Here is a 17,991-nt window from a genome sequence, read left to right on the forward strand (position 1 = left end):
TTCGTTCTCCACCGTTTGAAAAAATTTGCATTCATTTGCTTATGCTTTCTGGCACTGCAAAGCTGCAAAAGGTCTGGCCAGGGAAATGTTTCAAATACAAAAAGCAAAGACATTACCGAAACCATTGTTGATCTCGATTTGGATAAAATCATAAAACGAGGTTACATCACTGCCATTATGGACAATAGTTCTACCGGACTCTTTCTTTATAAGGGACGCCCAATGGGATATGAATATGAGCTTCTTTCAATTTTTGCAGATTCTGTTGGTGTTGAGTTACGGTTTGATATTACACCAGATTTGGGACAAGCTTTTGACAAACTAAACAGAGGCGAAGGAGATATTTTGGCATATAACCTTACGGTCACTAAAGAGCGGCGTGAACGGATAGAATTTACTGATTACCACAATATTGTGAGGCAGGTTTTAGTACAGAGAAAACCTGACAATTGGAGAAAGATGAAGCTCCATGAAATAGAACGTTTAATGCTTCGCACGCCTATTGAGTTGATCGGCAAAGAAGTATATGTGAGAAAAAACTCTGCTTACGTGTCCAGATTGAAAAACCTGGCAGATGAAATAGGTGGAGATATTTTGATAGTTGAAGAATATTCTGATGTAGAGACGGAGGGTATCATTCGCAAAGTAGCTAATGGCGAAATAGATTACACCGTAGCAGATGAGGATATTGCACTCGTAAATGCACGATACTACCCGAACATTGATATAAAAACACCAATTAGTTTACCCCAACAAATAGCCTGGGGTGTAAGAAAAAACGCTGATTCACTCGTTTCTGTTTTGAACAAGTGGATTTTTCAAATGAAAAAAAGGCCGGAGTATTATGCCATTTACGACAAATACTTTAGAAGTACCTTAAAAAGTAAAGCACGGCTTCAAAGCGACTATTTTTCAACGAATGGTGATCGTATTTCTCCTTATGATAGCCTGATAAAACAGGCTGCATCTGAAATAGGATGGGATTGGAAGCTATTAGCTGCCCAGATCTCTCAAGAATCAAAATTTGATCCCGATGCGGAATCCTGGGCAGGAGCCATAGGGCTGATGCAGCTTTTACCATTAAATGCCATCGAATATGGTGTGAAGAATCTGAGAAACCCTCAACAAAATATACAGGCAGGAACCGAACACATAAAATGGTTGCAAGGTATCTGGAAAAAGGAGATTACTGATAGCCTGGAAAGGCAAAAATTTGTACTTGCTTCTTACAATGTTGGTCAAGGGCATATTCAGGATGCCGTAAGGCTTGCCAAAAAATACGGAAAAAACACAACGCTTTGGGAAGACAATGTTGCTGATTATTTATTGCTTAAATCCGAGGCTAAATATTATAAAGATGATGTTGTGAAATTTGGATACTGCCACTGCAAGGAGCCGGTAATGTATGTTGAAGAAATTTTGAAGTTATATCAGCATTATCTGCAATTGTCTCCCTCATAAAAAGAATAGCTGTGGTGCTTGACGTGTATTTTGTTTCGGTTTCAAATTAGGAAAATATTCAATTTTTCTCGTTATCTTTTTTTAACCAAGTGAGGGAACTCGAAGAATTTCAGCTACTACCAGAAATCACTGCCATTCTCTAGCTATGATCAACATGGATGATAGGTAATGTTATCGATTTTTTGATTTAAACTACTCTATTAATTGAAGTGGTTTTTTATAAATTTGTATTTATGAGCGAGCAATACAACGAATTATCATTTGAGGATTTAAGAAATGAAAACGGCATGTCATTTTGGTATGCGACTGATTTTCAGGTTGTTCTTAATTACGCCAATTTTGGTTCATTTGACAAGGTAATTCAAAAGGCAATGAAGGCATTGATGTCCTTGAATATTCCTCCCCACGATAATATTGTTCCCGAAATGAACCCCAAAACGGGACATCATGATTACAAGCTCTCTCGATTTGCGTGTTATTTGGTTGCAATGAATGCTGACCCAAAAAAGGAAGAAGTAGCTCGAGCACAGGCTTATTTTGCGAGTATGACTCGATCATTTGAGAAAATGATGGAAAACTCTGATCAGATTGATAGAGTAATTTTTAGGGATGAGATAAAGGAGGGAAATACTGCCTTATCTAAGGCAGCTAGTGCGGCAGGAGTTCAAAATTTCGCTTATTTTCAAAACGCTGGTTATGTTGGAATGTACAACATGAATAATTGGCAGTTAGCAAATCGCAGAAAAATTGATAAGACTAAGTTGTTTGATCATATGGGTAGAACGGAACTGGCTGCTAACTTATTTCGAATAACAATGACGGAAGAAAAAATAAAGAATGAAGGCATTAAGGGGCAGGTATCTCTTGAAAAAGCTCACCATAGCATTGGAAAGGAAGTTCGCAAAATGATTATTCAAAACACAGGTAAAACGCCAGAAAATTTACCTGTTGAAAAAAGACTTCCTGAGGTAAAAAAGGAGATTAAGCAAAACTACAAGGAGATCAAAAGTCAGGACAAAAAATAGCCTTTGCGCATTGTCCATAACACACCTGTATCTAACACATTTCTTTACAAACTATTTTTCATTCTTTGGCTGGTAGTTCTAGAATTTTGCACAACTTTAATGTTGTCAACACCAGCTAAGATTCAATGTCAACACAGCCGAAGACTTCTCCGAAAATAGTACTGACTTTTTTTATTCTTTGTCTTAATCTTTTTACCTACGGACAAAATCAAGAATTGGACAGTATAAAAACACTTGTAGAAACGTATAAGAAGGATGATACGATTAGGGTAAACTTGTTAATAGATTTTACTAAGTACTACACTTCCAGAGACATAAACCAGAATTTGCCTTTAATAGAAGAAGCCATGCAAATTTCTGAAAAAATCGGATACAAAAGAGGAAGCGGAATTTCACTCAATGCATTGAGCACGTATTACACATTAAAGGGGGAATTGGACAAAGCACTGGAAAATGCTTTACAGGCCAAAGAACTTTTGCAAACTATCAATGATCACAATAACCTGATTGTCACCAATAACAATCTGGCGAGAATATACGGAGCAAATAAAAAGCATAATAAGGCTCTGGAAATACATTTGCAGAATGTCGAACTGATCAAAAACCGGCCAACGAGTCCATCGAAAGCAGGATATTATTTTTATGTTGCTAAAACCTATCAGGAATTGTTGAAGCTGAAAGAAGCAGAGGAATACTATAAAACGGCATTAAAGATTTCTGAAAAAGCGGACTATTCAACAGGAGTAGCAATTGCTCAGGGGAGTTTGGGAAATTTATATAATATACTGGGCAACTACACCGAGGCTATAAAATTCATTAAGTTGGCACTTGACTTTTCCATAAAACATGGCCAAACTTCCAACGTAGCAGCTTCATATTTTACTTTGGCGGACAGTTATTCCAGGTTAAACAATTTGAATGCAGCAATAGAAAACAACTCGAAAGCAATAGAAATCTATGAATCTTTAAACAATTTCAGGATGTTGAAAGAAGCCTATATTGGACAGTATCAATATTTTGAAAAACTAAAGCAGTATGAAAATGCCAACAAATTTTTGAAGTTGCATTACAATATGGTGGACACCCTGTTTTCTGAAAATAAAGTAAAAATCATTGAAGATTTGCAGACTAAATATGAAACGGAGAAAAAAGAAGCACAGATTCTTTCTCTTTCACAGCAGGCCTCTATTCAGGCACTGGAAATTAAACAAAAAAATCAGGCCATTGTCATTGGACTTATTGTCGTTTTGTTTTTCGGCACTGCACTCTATTTTATTTACCAACAACGTACTTTGAAAAAAGAGCGGGCCCAGTCTGAACTTGAACAACGGTTTCTTCGGTCACAGCTCAACCCACATTTTATCTTCAATGCGCTGTTGGCTATTCAAAATTTCATGATAAAAAACAATGCCCAATCAGCAGCATTGTATCTTACCAAGTTTTCAAAACTCATGAGACAAATTTTGGAAAGCTCTCGTGAAGAATTTATTGCTGTGGAATCTGAAATAGAAATGCTTACCAACTACATGGATATTCATAAGCTTAGATTAAAGGATACATTTGAATATAAAATAGATGTTGATAAAAACATTGATGTAGAAACCGACACAATTCCTCCTATGTTTGTTCAGCCATTTGTGGAAAATGCGATCGAACATGGCATCATCAATGCAAAAGATCAAGGATTGGTCGAAATAAGGTTTTATAAGGAAAAAGAATACATCTCTATAGAAATAAAAGACAATGGTGGTGGGCTTGTTCGAGAAAATGCAACACCAAGTGAACACCAACCTTTAGCATCTACCATTATCAGAGAACGAATGGCTCTTTTCAATAAAAACCTCAAAGACAAAATACAGTTGATTTTGAATGATATTGAAAATGAAAAAGGTGAAATAATGGGTACAAAAGTAGAGTTGAAGGTTCCGTTCAGTTATGTTTAAATTTAGCTCGATAAGTTATGCGCATAGCAATAGTAGATGATGAAGAAGTAGTAAGAGAGAATTTAAAAACACTACTGTCTATGTATGCACCGGAATGCACGGTGGTTGTAGAGGCCGATGGTGTAACTACCGCTTTGAAATCTCTGAAAGAAAATTCGGTGGACTTGTTGCTACTTGATGTAGAGATGAAAGACGGAACAGGTTTTGATCTACTTTCATTTTATGGAGAACTGGATTTTGAAGTCATATTTGTGACGGCTCATGACGGCTATGCCATCAAAGCATTTAAATACAGTGCTATTGATTATTTACTCAAACCAATAGATCCCGAGGATTTATTGTCGGCATTAAAAAAAGTAAGAAAGCCCATTTCTCAAAATGAGCGAAATCTGAAAGTAAACAATCTTATACAAAACAAAAAACGATCTCAATCTGAGCAAAAAGTAATTCTTAAAGATGCCGAAACGGTATTTCTGGTATCGTTAAACGAGATTATCCGTTGTGAATCAGAAACCAATTATACCAAGTTCTTTTTAGTTGATGGCAGGAAACTATTTATTTCCAAAACCTTGAAAGAATATGATTCTCTTTTTCAGGATCAATGTTTTTTTCGGGCTCATCAATCTCACCTAATCAATTTGTATCATTTTGACAGATATGAAAAAAAAGAAGGCGGGATAGTATATATGAAAGATGGAAGCACACTACCGGTAGCGGTAAGAAAGCGAGAATCTTTGATGGCAGCTCTGGAAAAACTGTAGATTCTCACTGAATATTTTTGTTATTTGTTTACTATTTCTGACAGACTATCAACAGCATAGTCAATCTCTTCGGTTGTTGTAAATTTACTAAATGAAAACCGGATGGCTCCTTTTTTCGGGTTTGCACCAATCGCAGTTAAGACGTGTGATCCGATGTTGGTACCACTTGTACAGGCACTACCGCCGGAAACAGATATTTTTTTTATGTCAAGGCTAAACAACAACATGTCATTGTCATCAGATTCCGGTAAGCCCACATTCAATACCGTGTACAGGCTTTTATCCATATTTTCAGACTCCCCATTGAATGATACGCCGTGTATTTTTTCATTTAATGATGCGATCATTCTTAGTTTAAGCTTTTCGATATGTTTTCGGTCTGCATTCATGTCTCTGTATGCAATCTCCAGAGCTTTGGCCAAGCCTACAATTCCGGCAACATTTTCTGTTCCTCCACGCATATTTCTTTCTTGTGATCCACCATGAATCAGAGGGTTTATTTTATTGCGGTGATTGATGTATAAAAAACCAGCTCCTTTTGGCCCATGAAACTTGTGGGCAGCCCCAACCACAAAATCATGAATATCGGTACTAAGGTCATGAGTATAATGACCCATGGTTTGAACAGTATCAGAATGAAAGACAGCAGAATGCTCACGACACAAATTTCCTATAGCATCGATATTATAAATGTTTCCGATTTCATTGTTGGCATGCATAAGGCTCACCAAAGATTTGGGATTCTTAGAAAGCAATTGTTCCAGGTGATTCATGTCCAGATTTCCTTTTTCATCAAGGTGTACGAAACTTAGTTCAATAGCTCCCTTTTTTTCCAAAGCCTCTAATGTATGGAGTACTGCATGATGTTCGGCTTTTGAAGAAATTGCATGTTTGATGCCCATGGTCTCCACCGAAGAACATATAGCCATATTGTCTGCTTCTGTGCCTCCAGAGGTGAAAAATATCTCCGATGGGGATGTATTCAGTAACTCTGCTATTTTTTTTCTGGATTTCTCGATGGCAGATCGAGCTTCACGTCCGTGAGAATGAATAGATGAAGGATTTCCTACAAATTCAAGAAAATACGGAGACATTGCTTCCCACACTTCTTTGTCTATTGCAGTTGTAGCTGCATTGTCTAGATATATGCGCATATTAAGATCAATTTCAAAAGCCAAAATTGATCCAAATAATGGGGTTTTGCAATTATTTGTAAATCGTATTAAAGTGAGCCGATTATTGTATCGAAATTTTGATTTAATATGGTCAGGTACAAATCTCCAAATTGTTCGTAGCACCATTGTCTAAACACATTGAGATCGTCGTTTTTTAAATTTTGAATGGCTTTTCCTAGTTCTTTTTCGAATAGTATTTTGTCAAAACTTACTTTTGACAAAATAATCTTACAATATTCCAGCATTAAAAAAGTGTTTGGATATGTTAAACATCAATTTGTTGATCACGTCGATACGTTAATCTGACTTGTTGTGTTAATTTAAGGATAATCTTCTAATTTTGTAATTATTAAAATGGAAACAAGTACATGCTTTTAAACAGATGTTTGCTCTTTTTTGTTGTATTATTGAGTGCATTTTATGTCCATGCCCAGCAATTAAAAGTTGAACTGGGAGAAGGTGAAATAGCAATCAACGAACCTTTTACCATTACTTTCACTGTAGAGAATGCCACGCTAAAGGATTACAGTGGGTTTCCTGAAATCGAAGGATTAGTAAAAAGAGGTACGTCTTCTTCTTCTTCTACCAATTTTATCAATGGGCAGAGAAGCTTTTCGCAAAGTATCACTCAGAATTATGTAGCTACTGCTGAAGGAGAATATGAACTCAAACCTTTTTCCATCAAAGTAAACGGGCAGTTGGTAAAAATAAATGGAAAGAAAATAAAAGTAGGTCCTGCCAAGCAACGTCGAAGAACTTATGACCCATTTGGCAATGATCCGTTTCAGGATGTTTTTGGTCGTAGAAACGCACCTCAGGAATTTGTTGATGTAGAGGCGGATGCTTTTCTGGCACTCACCACTGATAAATCTTCCGTATATCTGGGAGAAGGGTTTACGGTAACAATCGCATTTTATGTGTCAGCAAAAAACAGAGCTGAACTTAGTTTTCATGAATTGGGTACACAGCTTCCCGAAATCGTGAAAAAAATTAAACCCAACAGTTGTTGGGAGGAAAATTTTGAAATTGGAAATATTACAGGAGAAGCTGTAGAAATCAACGGTCAGAGGTACAGCCAGTTCAAAATATACCAGGCTACTTATTATCCGCTGAACACAGAAACCATTGAGTTTCCTTCAATAGATCTCGAAATGATCAAATATAAGGTAGCCAAAAACCCTTCATTCTTTGGTCGCAACAGGCAGGAAAATATTGAGAAATTTTCCTCAAAACCTAAAACGGTGGTCATCAAAGAGCTACCTCCACATCCTTTGAAAGAAAGTGTGTCCGTTGGAAATTATAAGCTGCAAGAGAAAATTTCAAGCACGAACCTTCAGACCGGAGAGAGTTTTAGTTATTCGTTTAACATTTCGGGGGAAGGCAATATCTCGTCAATAAATGAACCTAATTTCCGGTCAGATGAGAATTTTGATTTCTATCCACCTAATGTGAGGCAGGACATCAACAAGGGCAATGGAAAAATACGTGGAGGAAAATCATTTAGCTTTTATGGTATCCCAAATGAGCCGGGGACATTTAACATGAAAGATTATTTTTCATGGATATATTTTAACCCTACTAAGGAGCAGTACGATACGCTTAAGTCAGAACAGGTTATCATTGTGTCAGGGGAGAGCAAGAAAAACGAGTCAATTTCATCAACTGATATGGGTTCTTTTTATGATTCAATCGAACTTAAAGACAACACATTATTTTCACTTAATAGTGAAGGTATGTTTAAAACAATTGCAAACATTGCCATCTTCCTGATGTTGGCAATAGCTGCTTTTGTGGTTTTTAAAAAATAGATAGAGACACAGTTTTCTTACGTGTTTTCGGCTTAATTGTATAATCTTGCATTTTTAATTTTTACGATCCACAAAACAGATGGGAAATTCCTTCGGCAACCTTTTCAAAATTACAACATTCGGTGAATCACATGGAAAAGCGATAGGAGTAACTATCGACGGATGTCCTCCAGGCATAGTAATCGACGAAGGTTTTATCCAGAGTGAAATGGACAGACGTAAGCCGGGTCAGTCAAAAATCACTACCCAGAGAAAAGAGCCTGATACTTTTGAAATTCTATCAGGAGTATTTGAAGGAAAATCAACCGGAACACCCATAGCTATTGTTATCCGAAATACGGATCAAAAGAGTAAAGACTATTCGCATATAGCCGATTCTTTCCGTCCTTCCCATGCCGACTACACCTATGATGCAAAGTACGGCAACAGGGACTATAGAGGAGGAGGTAGAAGTTCGGCAAGGGAAACAGCTGCCAGAGTAGCTGCAGGTGCTGTTGCTAAAATGATCTTGAAAGACCTGGGAGTGAGTATTTCAGCGTATGTTTCAGGTGTGGGAGAAATATCTCTGGATAAGGCTTACACCGAATTGGATTTATCTCAATCTGAAAACAATATTGTGAGGTGTCCCGATGCTGAAATGGCGGAAACGATGATCTCTTTGATTGATGGAGTGAGAAAACAAGGTGATACTATTGGAGGCACAGTTTCTTGTGTCATATCTGGTACACCAGTTGGATTAGGGGAGCCGGTTTTTGACAAATTGCATGCTGTTTTGGGAGCCGCCATGCTGGGCATCAATGCGGTAAAAGGATTTGAATATGGTAGTGGGTTTGAAGGAACAAAACTGAGGGGCTCTGAGCATAATGATGAATTTGTAAATGAAGGAGGAAAAATAAAAACAACTACCAACCATTCCGGAGGAATTCAGGGTGGTATTTCAAATGGTGAAGACATCTATTTCAATGTAGCATTCAAACCGATAGCCACCATTATGACAGATCAGGTGAGTGTTGATAAAGAGGGCAATGAGGTAATGGTGAAAGGCAAAGGTCGCCATGATCCTTGCGTAGTACCCAGAGCCGTTCCAATTGTAGAAGCAATGGCTGCTCTGGTGATTGCAGATTTTTACCTGATCAACAAAATGTATTCAAAATAAAACCGACTAAATACACGGTGAACTGTTCCTTTTCGGTTAAAATACTGATATTAGTAGCTTATACTAAATAAGGATAAATGAAAAACCTGCCGCTGCACATAAAAATAGTAATCGGATTAATTTTTGGTGTGATATGGGCATTCATTTCCAGTTTTCTGGGATGGAATGCTTTTACTATTAACTGGATAGATCCCTTTGGTGCTATTTTTATAAGACTACTGAAATTCATTGCTGTTCCGTTGGTACTCTTTTCCATTATTGGCGGTATTTCAGGATTGACGGACGTGTCCAAACTGGGTCGTATGGGGGGAAAAACCCTGGGGCTTTACTTGATTACCACAATAGTAGCTGTGCTGATTGGACTATTGTTTGTAAATGTTGCCAAGCCGGGTATGTCTTTGGACAAAGAACAAAGAATTAAAAACCGCTTGGTTTTTGAAAAATGGGCGGGAGAAAATGGAGTTTCAATTCCTGATGGTAAAAACTTTTTGGCAAACCCTGAATACAAAATACAAGCTGATAAGTTAGAAATTGATAACCTGTCTGAAAAAGACAAACAAAGTGTTGCTCAAAAAATGAAAGATGCGAATAGCACCAAAGATGCTTCGCCACTTCAATTCATTGTAGAAATGGTTCCTGAAAATATCATGCTTTCTATTTCTGACAACAAACTGATGCTACAGGTCATTTTTTTTGCTATCTTTTTTGGAGTAGTATTGGTTTTATTACCAGCGGAAACGGTTGCTCCTGTCATTGATTTTATCAATGCCATCAATCAGGTATTTTTAAAAATGGTGGATTTGGTTATGAAAGCATCTCCCTTTTTCGTTTTTGCCCTACTTGCGGGAGTTATTGCTAAAATGGCAGATACACCGGGAGAAGTCTTGGAAATATTTATTGGCCTGGGTTCGTATTCTATTACGCTTGTATTGGGTCTGTTCTTTATGGTTTTTATTTTTTATCCTTTGGTTATCAAAATTTTTGTTCGGAAGCTGAGCTATAAAGAATTTTTCAAAAACATAAGTCCTGCACAATTTCTTGCTTTTTCTACCAGCTCCAGTGCAGCGACATTGCCCGTTACCATGGAGTGCATTGAAGACAACATGGGTGTTTCTAAAAATGTTTCCAGTTTCGTATTGCCAATAGGAGCAACTGTAAATATGGACGGAACCAGCCTGTATCAGGCTGTGGCGGTTGTATTTCTAGCCCAGTTGCACATGGTGGATCTGAGTTTTACTCAGCAAATGACTATCGTACTCACCGCTACTTTGGCATCCATTGGAGCGGCAGCTACTCCCAGTGCCGGACTGGTGATGATGATTATCGTACTCCAATCTGTAGGATTGAATCCGGCATGGGTAGCCATAATATTTCCGGTAGATAGAATTCTCGATATGTGCCGCACAGTAGTGAACATTACCGGAGACGCCACAGTTTCTACTATCATTGCCAAATCTGAGGGAGAGTTGAAAAAATATGTTTGAGAATACTTAATCGTGCATTAAGATGAGTGCTGGCAGAATATAATTCTAATTGTTTTTATTTAACTTGACTGAATTATTTGCCAAATAACTTACAAATGAAACTTGAAAAAATTCTCGACAGTCTTAATTCCTTAGAAAAAAACTCCTTTCTTAAAATTATAGACAACCTGAATTCCGAAACGCCTCAGAATTCTAAAAGTATTGAAAAGATATTGAATGATGCTAGTGGAGACTTGAAAGCAATGGATAGTCTAAATATTTCCAAAGTTTTCGTTTTGTTGAAACAGGAGTTTTCGGAATATTTAAGTCAACACTTTCTAAGTGTTACTTCTCAAATTGACATTCTAACAGACATAATTGTACGAGATGGAAATTGTATAATGAAACAAGACTGGTTATCTCGTTTGTATGAAAGAGAATTGAAGGAACTGAACAAAAAAATCAAATCTTTTCAAGCTGAGATTGATAATGAAAAAACAAATCTGGAGGCAGACAGACAAAGGGATTATCAAATTTACAGATCATGTGTCAATACTGCTTATACAAATGATGACTTTAATAACCAAGAGCGAAAAATTACATTTGACGAACAAACTATACTAAATACCCTGTCCACTGAACTGGATTTATCTCGTGAGGAAATAAAGTTGATAAATTATATGGTTATTCCTCTTAGACAAATGGATATTGATTCGATAATTGGAGAACTGAAAAACTTGGGCGTCATTTTCTATTCTAAGAAGACTAATATGATATATGTCGCTGATGAAATGGTAATACTTCTAAGAAAGATTAAAGGGAAAAAGGTAGCGGACAAATTTTTTAGAAGAGTTCTCAGACACATAAAAGAGCCTCAAATCAATATGGTCTGTAGGAAACATAATATTGATTGGAAACAACCAATCGATGTAAAAATCAAAGAGGTCATTAAAGTGGGAATATCATTTGAAGGATTACTTTCGAACGATATTCATAAACCGGGAACCTTAGTTACTGACAAGAAAAAAATAATCAATGAACTTTGTGATGCCAAGCTAAAAATCAAACCTTCTTTGAAAGGAGTTACAATTGAAGATAAATTGGGAAACTTAATAACCTATTTTGATGAATTAGAAAGAGATGATAAAGTCGGTATTTCAATTGATGGATACGAAAAACTACTTCTCGAATTAAATGAATCATTACCTAAGGCAAATGGGATTCTTAAAAAGGAATTTGAACTTCAGGAAGAAAACGTGATGAGGAGTTCGTACCTCTTGGATTTCAATATTAAACCGATGGATGTTCTAGAAATAATCCCTGAAATAGAACTTGATAAGTTTTGTAACAAAATATCTATAAAAACTAGAGGTGATATTGTTTCAAATATCCTTGAAAACTACAAAGATGCGGAGAACCTGTATCTCGAAAATTATTCAAGTGTTGGATATAGAGACATAGCCTCATTAAAGGAAAATGGCATTGTGGTTAAAGAAAGTGAGCTTGGAATATTGTTTGAAGATTTAACCAAAAAGATATTGTCAAAGTTGGGATTCATAGTTGATGAAAATCTTCGAAAGAAATTAAACACTACAAAGGACAAAATGGATATTGTATTGACTGTTTCAGATACAGAGATTATTCTAGTAGAGTGCAAATCAGTGAAAGAAAGCGGCTATAATAAATTTAGTTCGGTTTCACGCCAGCTTAAATCTTATATGTCTTTGGCAGAAAAGAACAATGTTAAAGTCATTAAATCATTATTGATTGCTCCAGAATTTTCGGACGATTTTGTAAAAGATTGTGGACTTGATTATGAACTTAACTTATCGTTGATTACCGCCAATTCATTATCCAAAATATTAGAAGCATTTAAAACCTCTAAGCATCAGTCACTTCCATATAATCTATTAATGAGAGATGTTCTAATTCAAGAAGATCGAATAATAAAGGCGATTGGCAAGTAATAAAAACCCACCTTTTAATAAAACAATGGATTATACAAACTGCATGTTGAAGAATCCGTATTAGTTAGACGTTTAATAAGGAAACCATGTCAATGATTACACTTGTTTAGATCAAGCGTATTTGGAATGTAATTATCTCATGGATTCCATATAACTTTGCACAGTAAAAATTTTATTCCAATGGAAAGCCAGACATCAAAAATCCCCTTTAATATATATTTCGAATCCAACCCAAATCCAAATTCACTGAAGTTTGTGGCAAATTCCATGTTGCTTCCTGCCGGTGAATATTACGATTATCAGAATATCGAAAGTGCTTCAAATTCAGAATTAGCTCAGGAGCTTTTCACCTACCCATTTGTGAATGGGGTGTTTTTCATGAGCAACTTTGTTACGGTATCGAAGGAGGAAAACGTAGAATGGGAAGAAGTAAAAGAAGGATTGAAACAACACATCAAGGATTATCTGGAATCAGGTAAATCGGTTGTTAAAGAACATATAAAGCCCGAAGTGGTTCAAGCTACACAGGATTCAGACATTGTAACCAATATCAAAAACGTATTGGATGAATACATCAAACCTGCAGTTGAGAGTGATGGTGGTGCTATTGCTTTTGAGTCTTTCGAGGAAGGTACTGTAAAAGTGGTGTTGCAAGGTTCATGTAGTGGATGCCCATCCTCTACGTTGACGCTTAAAGCCGGTATCGAAAATCTACTGAAGCGAATGATTCCTGAAGTAGAAAATGTAGAAGCGGTGAACGGGTAATCTATTTTTCAGCGTTTGCTGTTTTGAGTACCTCAATGATTCGTTCTTTCACTAAAGGAGCTTTATTCGCAAAATTTTCTTCGAGAATGTTGTCTTCTCGTAGAATTGAATAATGAGGAATACCTTTAATATTGAAATAGGATTTTAGTCTTGAGTTCCAATTTCCTACAGCTAAGAGGTTTATGCCTTGGAGGTTGTGCTTGGAAATAGCAATAGACCATTTTTCTTTTTCACTGTCTAAGCAGATATTCAGAAAAGCGACTTTATCATCATCTACAAATTCTGTTATCATCTCATTCAAGGCAGGGATGTTCTTAATACATGGGCCACACCATGTTGCCCAGAAGTTTATGTACACAATATTATTGCTGAAGTCCCTTATTGATATTAAACTATCAAGTACACTGGTTACGTAAAATTCAGGAATTGTATCAGTTGGATTTAAATTTAGAGGACTAAGACCACCTTTTGATTTAGACCCAGTGATTCTAAGTAAATTTGTATAATCGTTAATTTGAAATTCTTTAGCAAGTGAATCAATCTCTAAGGAATCAGAATAGAACCGGAGTAAATAGCCAAAATTGTATTTCTGATACACGTCCTTTGCCACTCCACTTAGCTCCTTTTTTGATAAATTCAATGTGTACTTTCTTACCTCACTACTTCTAAGAAACCCAGAATACTTATCATATTCGGTAGGCAGATTCCGAATGAAATATGAGTCTAGAAACCTCAAATAGGCAGGTGAAAATATTGCAGAACTATTATCAACCTCGGTTTCTTCCAAGAAGTTAAAATACTGATTCGGAAGGTTGTCATCAAAATAATTAAATGTTCTATTGGTGAAGGGAATAGAAGTTTTAAAACTAGCTCCTGAATAAAGTATTTCAGAAAATTCCAAATCTAAAAACCAAGCCGGTAGGTCATGATCTGTTTTATAATCTTCAAAAAAATGGGTAGCTATATTGGTAACGGAATCGATTTTCCTTTTAGCGAGAGCGTAGGTTGATTTTGACCTAATGTGTTTGCTGAATTCAAGTCTGGGATCAGTATAACCCAGATTTTTTTGCTTGTCAGTAAAATAATCATTGATCATTTTGTACTTACCAGTAAACTGTATGTTCGCTGTATGATCATCAAAATCAACTTGAATATGCGTGGTGTCATTCGGTAGAATAATTATATCGAATGCTTTTTTACCTAGTTTAAATCCACCTTTTAACGGTCTATCAATTTCTATCGTCAAATAATATTTACCTTTTACATTGGTAACAATATCATTTGATTCAACCTTATTTCTTGGAATTAATGTATTTGCGTATGCAACCATGAAGATTGTATCTGTCGGATTGTTCAATATATCTACCTCTATAACTGAGGTTGAAAAAGGTGTGTATAATTTCACATCCTCTTTCGTCTTTGATTCGCATGCGAAAAAGACTAGAATTAATAAGTAATTTAATGTTTTCATATTTTCCAATATTCCACACAACTTGCAAGTAATAGATACAGTATGTTTTGCCTATTTTTCAAATTAGGTTATTTATTTCAATTATTATAGGATAATTGAAAAATAAGAGCGAATTATATCCTAAGCCGTCCTTTTATAGAATGACTAGGCACGAGAGTACCACTTCTATTTGGAGAAAAGGTTGTCTCAGAAGGTGGTGAGTAATTGATTCTCAGATTTATTGTTGATCCTACATCTGTGAAACTCTAAACGAGATCATATAAAAAAAACCGAAGAGCTTTTCTTCGGTTTTTTTTATGATCTTATTTACTAACCTAAAGTAAAGAGGTCTAATATCCTTTATGCGGGTTGTTCTTGTCTCAATTTGGCTATTGAAAAGGATTTTCTTTCTTTATGCCCACAGTATCCACAAGAATAATGTTTCATTAACTCGCCTTCTTCAGTTACTGTAGGAGATTGAATAATCTCTTCATTTGTTACTTTCAACGTTTGGTAGTTACATTCAGAACACTTTAAAGCTGTAAGCCTTCCGTTGTATTTTTCAATATGCGTATATCCGGACTCCTCATCTATCCATACGTCATAGTCAATAGAAAATGCATTTTCTTCTGCCTGCATGCCTTCATCCAGATAAACATCCTCTTCTTCTTCACTCAATAGTCTCATTTTACGGCCATCAGGAGAGATTCTTGGTTCATATCTCAGATACTTCAACCTTTTTTCTATGTAAAAAGGATAATAAAACTTCAATATGTTCTGGATTATTACTCCGGCTATTATTGCAAACATGGTGCTAACAAATATTCTTACAAAGAACCACAGCATTCCGGATTCTGATACTAATGTGTTGGCATAAATAGCACCAGCTATTATTAATAGCAATGATGCTCTCCACAAAAGCTTAATTTCATACATGTTAATGTAGTCATACTTTGCTTTGTAGTCTTTTGTAATCAGCAACTTGATCAAATGACCAAAGAGTATAAGTACAGCAAGTACAGCAAGCCCGTAAGTGGCCATTTGTCCGTATTTACTAAGTGATGCCAGCAGTTCAGGATTCATTTCGTTCATAGCATTTCGCTTTTTAAAGTATTAGGTTTCTGACTAAGAATTAGGTAGTATATGTTATACATACCCTCACCAAAGTTAAGGTATATTTCAAATATAATTAAAATGGTTTATTGTTTTTAACATCTATAATTAAAATTTAAAAAAAAGTCGCTTATTTAAAGCCTGTTGCTAACATTAGGTGTCATTGCTTTGAATTGCCAAGGGCATAAAAAAACCACTTTCTTTTAAAAAAAGTGGTTTTTTTCTATTTCTTGATCAATTATCCATTCATGGAAATTAAGAATTCTTCATTATTTCTGGTTCCTTTCATTTTATCGAGAAGGAATTCCATTGATTCATTCGGATTCATATCGCTCATGTATTTACGCAAAATCCAAACCCTTGAAAGCTCTTCTTTATCCATAAGCAAATCTTCACGTCTGGTGCCTGATGCAACGACATCAATAGCAGGGTAAACCCTCTTGTTAGACAGTTTTCTATCCAGTTGAAGCTCCATATTACCCGTACCTTTGAATTCTTCGAAAATCACTTCGTCCATCTTCGATCCTGTTTCGATTAGAGCTGTTGCCAAAATTGTCAATGAACCGCCATTTTCAACATTTCTCGCAGCGCCAAAAAATCTTTTTGGTTTGTGCAATGCATTTGCATCAACACCGCCGGAAAGAATTTTTCCACTTGATGGTACTACTGTATTATGAGCCCTGGCCAGCCTGGTGATCGAATCCAAAAGAATTACTACATCGTGCCCGCATTCTACCATTCTCTTAGCTTTTTCCAAAACAATATTGGCGACTTTCACATGCCTGTCTGCTTGCTCATCAAATGTAGAAGCAATTACATCTGCCCTTACACTCCGGGCCATATCGGTAACTTCTTCCGGCCTTTCATCAATCAGCAAGATCATCAAATATACTTCAGGATGATTCTCCGCAATTGCATTGGCCACATCCTTTAGCAACACCGTTTTACCTGTTTTAGGCTGTGCAACGATCATTCCCCTTTGACCCTTACCTATAGGCGAAAACAAATCCATAATCCTGGTAGAATAATTGTTTGCTTTACCGCTTAAGTTCAATTTTTCTTGTGGGAATAAAGGTGTCAGGTATTCAAAAGGAACTCTGTCGCGTATTTCTTCTGTTGTTTTGCCGTTTACTGACTCTACTCTCAGCAAGGCAAAATACTTTTCTCCATCTTTTGGAGGTCTGATTTGACCCTTAACGGTATCACCGGTTTTCAGGCCAAATAATTTTATCTGTGAAGGTGAGACATATATATCATCAGGACTTGCCAAATAGTTGTAATCACTAGAACGGAGGAATCCGTACCCATCCTGCATTATTTCTAATACACCATCGTTTGCAATGACTCCATCAAATTCTTTGACGTTAGCATTGTGATTGGCTTTTTTAGATTTAAAGCCGTTTTCTCTTTGACCGCTTTTTCTCTCATTGCTGTCTTGATTGGTTGGTTTCTCTTCGGCGATTTCTTTTTCAGCCTTTTGAACTTTTTCAACTGGTTTCTCAGCAGGCCTTTCTTTTGGCTTGTCAGTCCTGTTTTCTGTTCTTCTATCGTTAGGCCTTTTAGGTTTCTCTTCCTTCTTTTCTTCAAATGAAGTAATCGAAGGGTCTATTTCTAGATCAAAAGACTCTAATATTTCATCAGCACTTTTGCCCTTTGGTGTTTGTGCTTTAGGCTGATCATTCTTTGGAGGGTTTGATTTCCTTTCCTTCTTTGGTTCGTCTTTATTAGACTCTTCTTTTAAGGGCTTTACGGCATCTGGGTTAATTGCCTGTTCATCTAAAATTTTGTAGATTAAATCTTTTTTAGATGCCCTTTTAACGTTTTTTAATTTTAGGCTTTCCGCTATATCCCGCAGCTCCGATAAAAGCCTATCATTCAATTCATCAATATTATACATATAATTA

14 protein-coding genes are annotated in these 17,991 nt (G+C 36.2%); 9 read left to right on the top strand and 5 right to left on the bottom strand.

What is annotated here, in order from left to right:
- Positions 1-15: 15 nt before the first annotated feature.
- From AAOP42_RS17560 to AAOP42_RS17575, 4 genes are all read left to right on the top strand, one after another.
- Positions 16-1,461, top strand: a complete 1,446-nt coding sequence (locus AAOP42_RS17560) for an MltF family protein (protein ID WP_349529873.1) — start codon at positions 16-18, stop codon at positions 1,459-1,461.
- Between the two features lie 233 nt (positions 1,462-1,694).
- Complete coding sequence (locus tag AAOP42_RS17565; protein ID WP_349529874.1) at positions 1,695-2,486, top strand: BRO family protein; 792 nt, start codon at positions 1,695-1,697, stop codon at positions 2,484-2,486.
- Between the two features lie 125 nt (positions 2,487-2,611).
- A complete protein-coding gene (locus AAOP42_RS17570; RefSeq protein ID WP_349529875.1) occupies positions 2,612-4,429 on the top strand; it encodes a tetratricopeptide repeat-containing sensor histidine kinase in 1,818 nt (605 codons plus the stop codon).
- Between the two features lie 17 nt (positions 4,430-4,446).
- Positions 4,447-5,190, top strand: a complete 744-nt coding sequence (locus AAOP42_RS17575; RefSeq protein WP_349529876.1) for a LytR/AlgR family response regulator transcription factor — start codon at positions 4,447-4,449, stop codon at positions 5,188-5,190.
- A 20-nt stretch (positions 5,191-5,210) separates the two neighbouring features.
- On the opposite strand, the gene AAOP42_RS17580 is transcribed toward AAOP42_RS17575, so the two are convergent.
- Positions 5,211-6,344 carry a cysteine desulfurase family protein gene (locus AAOP42_RS17580; RefSeq protein ID WP_349529877.1) on the bottom strand — a complete coding sequence of 378 codons (1,134 nt, stop codon included), beginning with the start codon at positions 6,342-6,344 and terminating at the stop codon, positions 5,211-5,213.
- A 68-nt stretch (positions 6,345-6,412) separates the two neighbouring features.
- On the bottom strand, positions 6,413-6,610 hold the full coding sequence (locus tag AAOP42_RS17585; RefSeq protein ID WP_349529878.1) for a hypothetical protein: 198 nt from the start codon (positions 6,608-6,610) through the stop codon (positions 6,413-6,415).
- A 123-nt stretch (positions 6,611-6,733) separates the two neighbouring features.
- On the opposite strand from AAOP42_RS17585, the gene AAOP42_RS17590 reads away from it, so the two are divergent.
- The 5 genes from AAOP42_RS17590 to AAOP42_RS17610 all read left to right on the top strand — a co-directional run bounded on the left by AAOP42_RS17590 (position 6,734) and on the right by AAOP42_RS17610 (position 13,524).
- On the top strand, positions 6,734-8,173 hold the full coding sequence (locus AAOP42_RS17590) for a BatD family protein (protein WP_349529879.1): 1,440 nt from the start codon (positions 6,734-6,736) through the stop codon (positions 8,171-8,173).
- A gap of 79 nt (positions 8,174-8,252) precedes the next feature.
- A complete protein-coding gene (gene aroC, locus AAOP42_RS17595; RefSeq protein ID WP_349529880.1) occupies positions 8,253-9,329 on the top strand; it encodes a chorismate synthase in 1,077 nt (358 codons plus the stop codon).
- Positions 9,330-9,406: 77 nt separating this feature from the next.
- Positions 9,407-10,813 (top strand): dicarboxylate/amino acid:cation symporter, encoded by a 1,407-nt coding sequence (locus tag AAOP42_RS17600; RefSeq protein ID WP_349529881.1) that lies wholly within the window; start codon positions 9,407-9,409, stop codon positions 10,811-10,813.
- A 380-nt stretch (positions 10,814-11,193) separates the two neighbouring features.
- A complete protein-coding gene (locus tag AAOP42_RS17605; protein ID WP_349529882.1) occupies positions 11,194-12,759 on the top strand; it encodes a hypothetical protein in 1,566 nt (521 codons plus the stop codon).
- Positions 12,760-12,939: 180 nt separating this feature from the next.
- On the top strand, positions 12,940-13,524 hold the full coding sequence (locus tag AAOP42_RS17610; RefSeq protein WP_349529883.1) for a NifU family protein: 585 nt from the start codon (positions 12,940-12,942) through the stop codon (positions 13,522-13,524).
- A gap of 1 nt (position 13,525) precedes the next feature.
- On the opposite strand, the gene AAOP42_RS17615 is transcribed toward AAOP42_RS17610, so the two are convergent.
- The 3 genes from AAOP42_RS17615 to rho form a co-directional block, all read right to left on the bottom strand.
- Complete coding sequence (locus AAOP42_RS17615) at positions 13,526-14,995, bottom strand: TlpA family protein disulfide reductase (protein ID WP_349529884.1); 1,470 nt, start codon at positions 14,993-14,995, stop codon at positions 13,526-13,528.
- Positions 14,996-15,334: 339 nt separating this feature from the next.
- The gene (locus tag AAOP42_RS17620; protein WP_349529885.1) at positions 15,335-16,066 is read right to left on the bottom strand and encodes a hypothetical protein; all 732 of its coding nucleotides are present in this window, start codon (positions 16,064-16,066) and stop codon (positions 15,335-15,337) included.
- 259 nt (positions 16,067-16,325) lie between these two features.
- Entirely contained in the window at positions 16,326-17,984 is a 1,659-nt protein-coding gene (gene rho, locus AAOP42_RS17625; protein ID WP_349529886.1) for a transcription termination factor Rho, read from the bottom strand.
- Between the last annotated feature and the right edge of the window lie 7 nt (positions 17,985-17,991).

The organism is Reichenbachiella sp. MALMAid0571 (assembly GCF_040151475.1).
Lineage (GTDB): Bacteria > Bacteroidota > Bacteroidia > Cytophagales > Cyclobacteriaceae > CAXBNB01.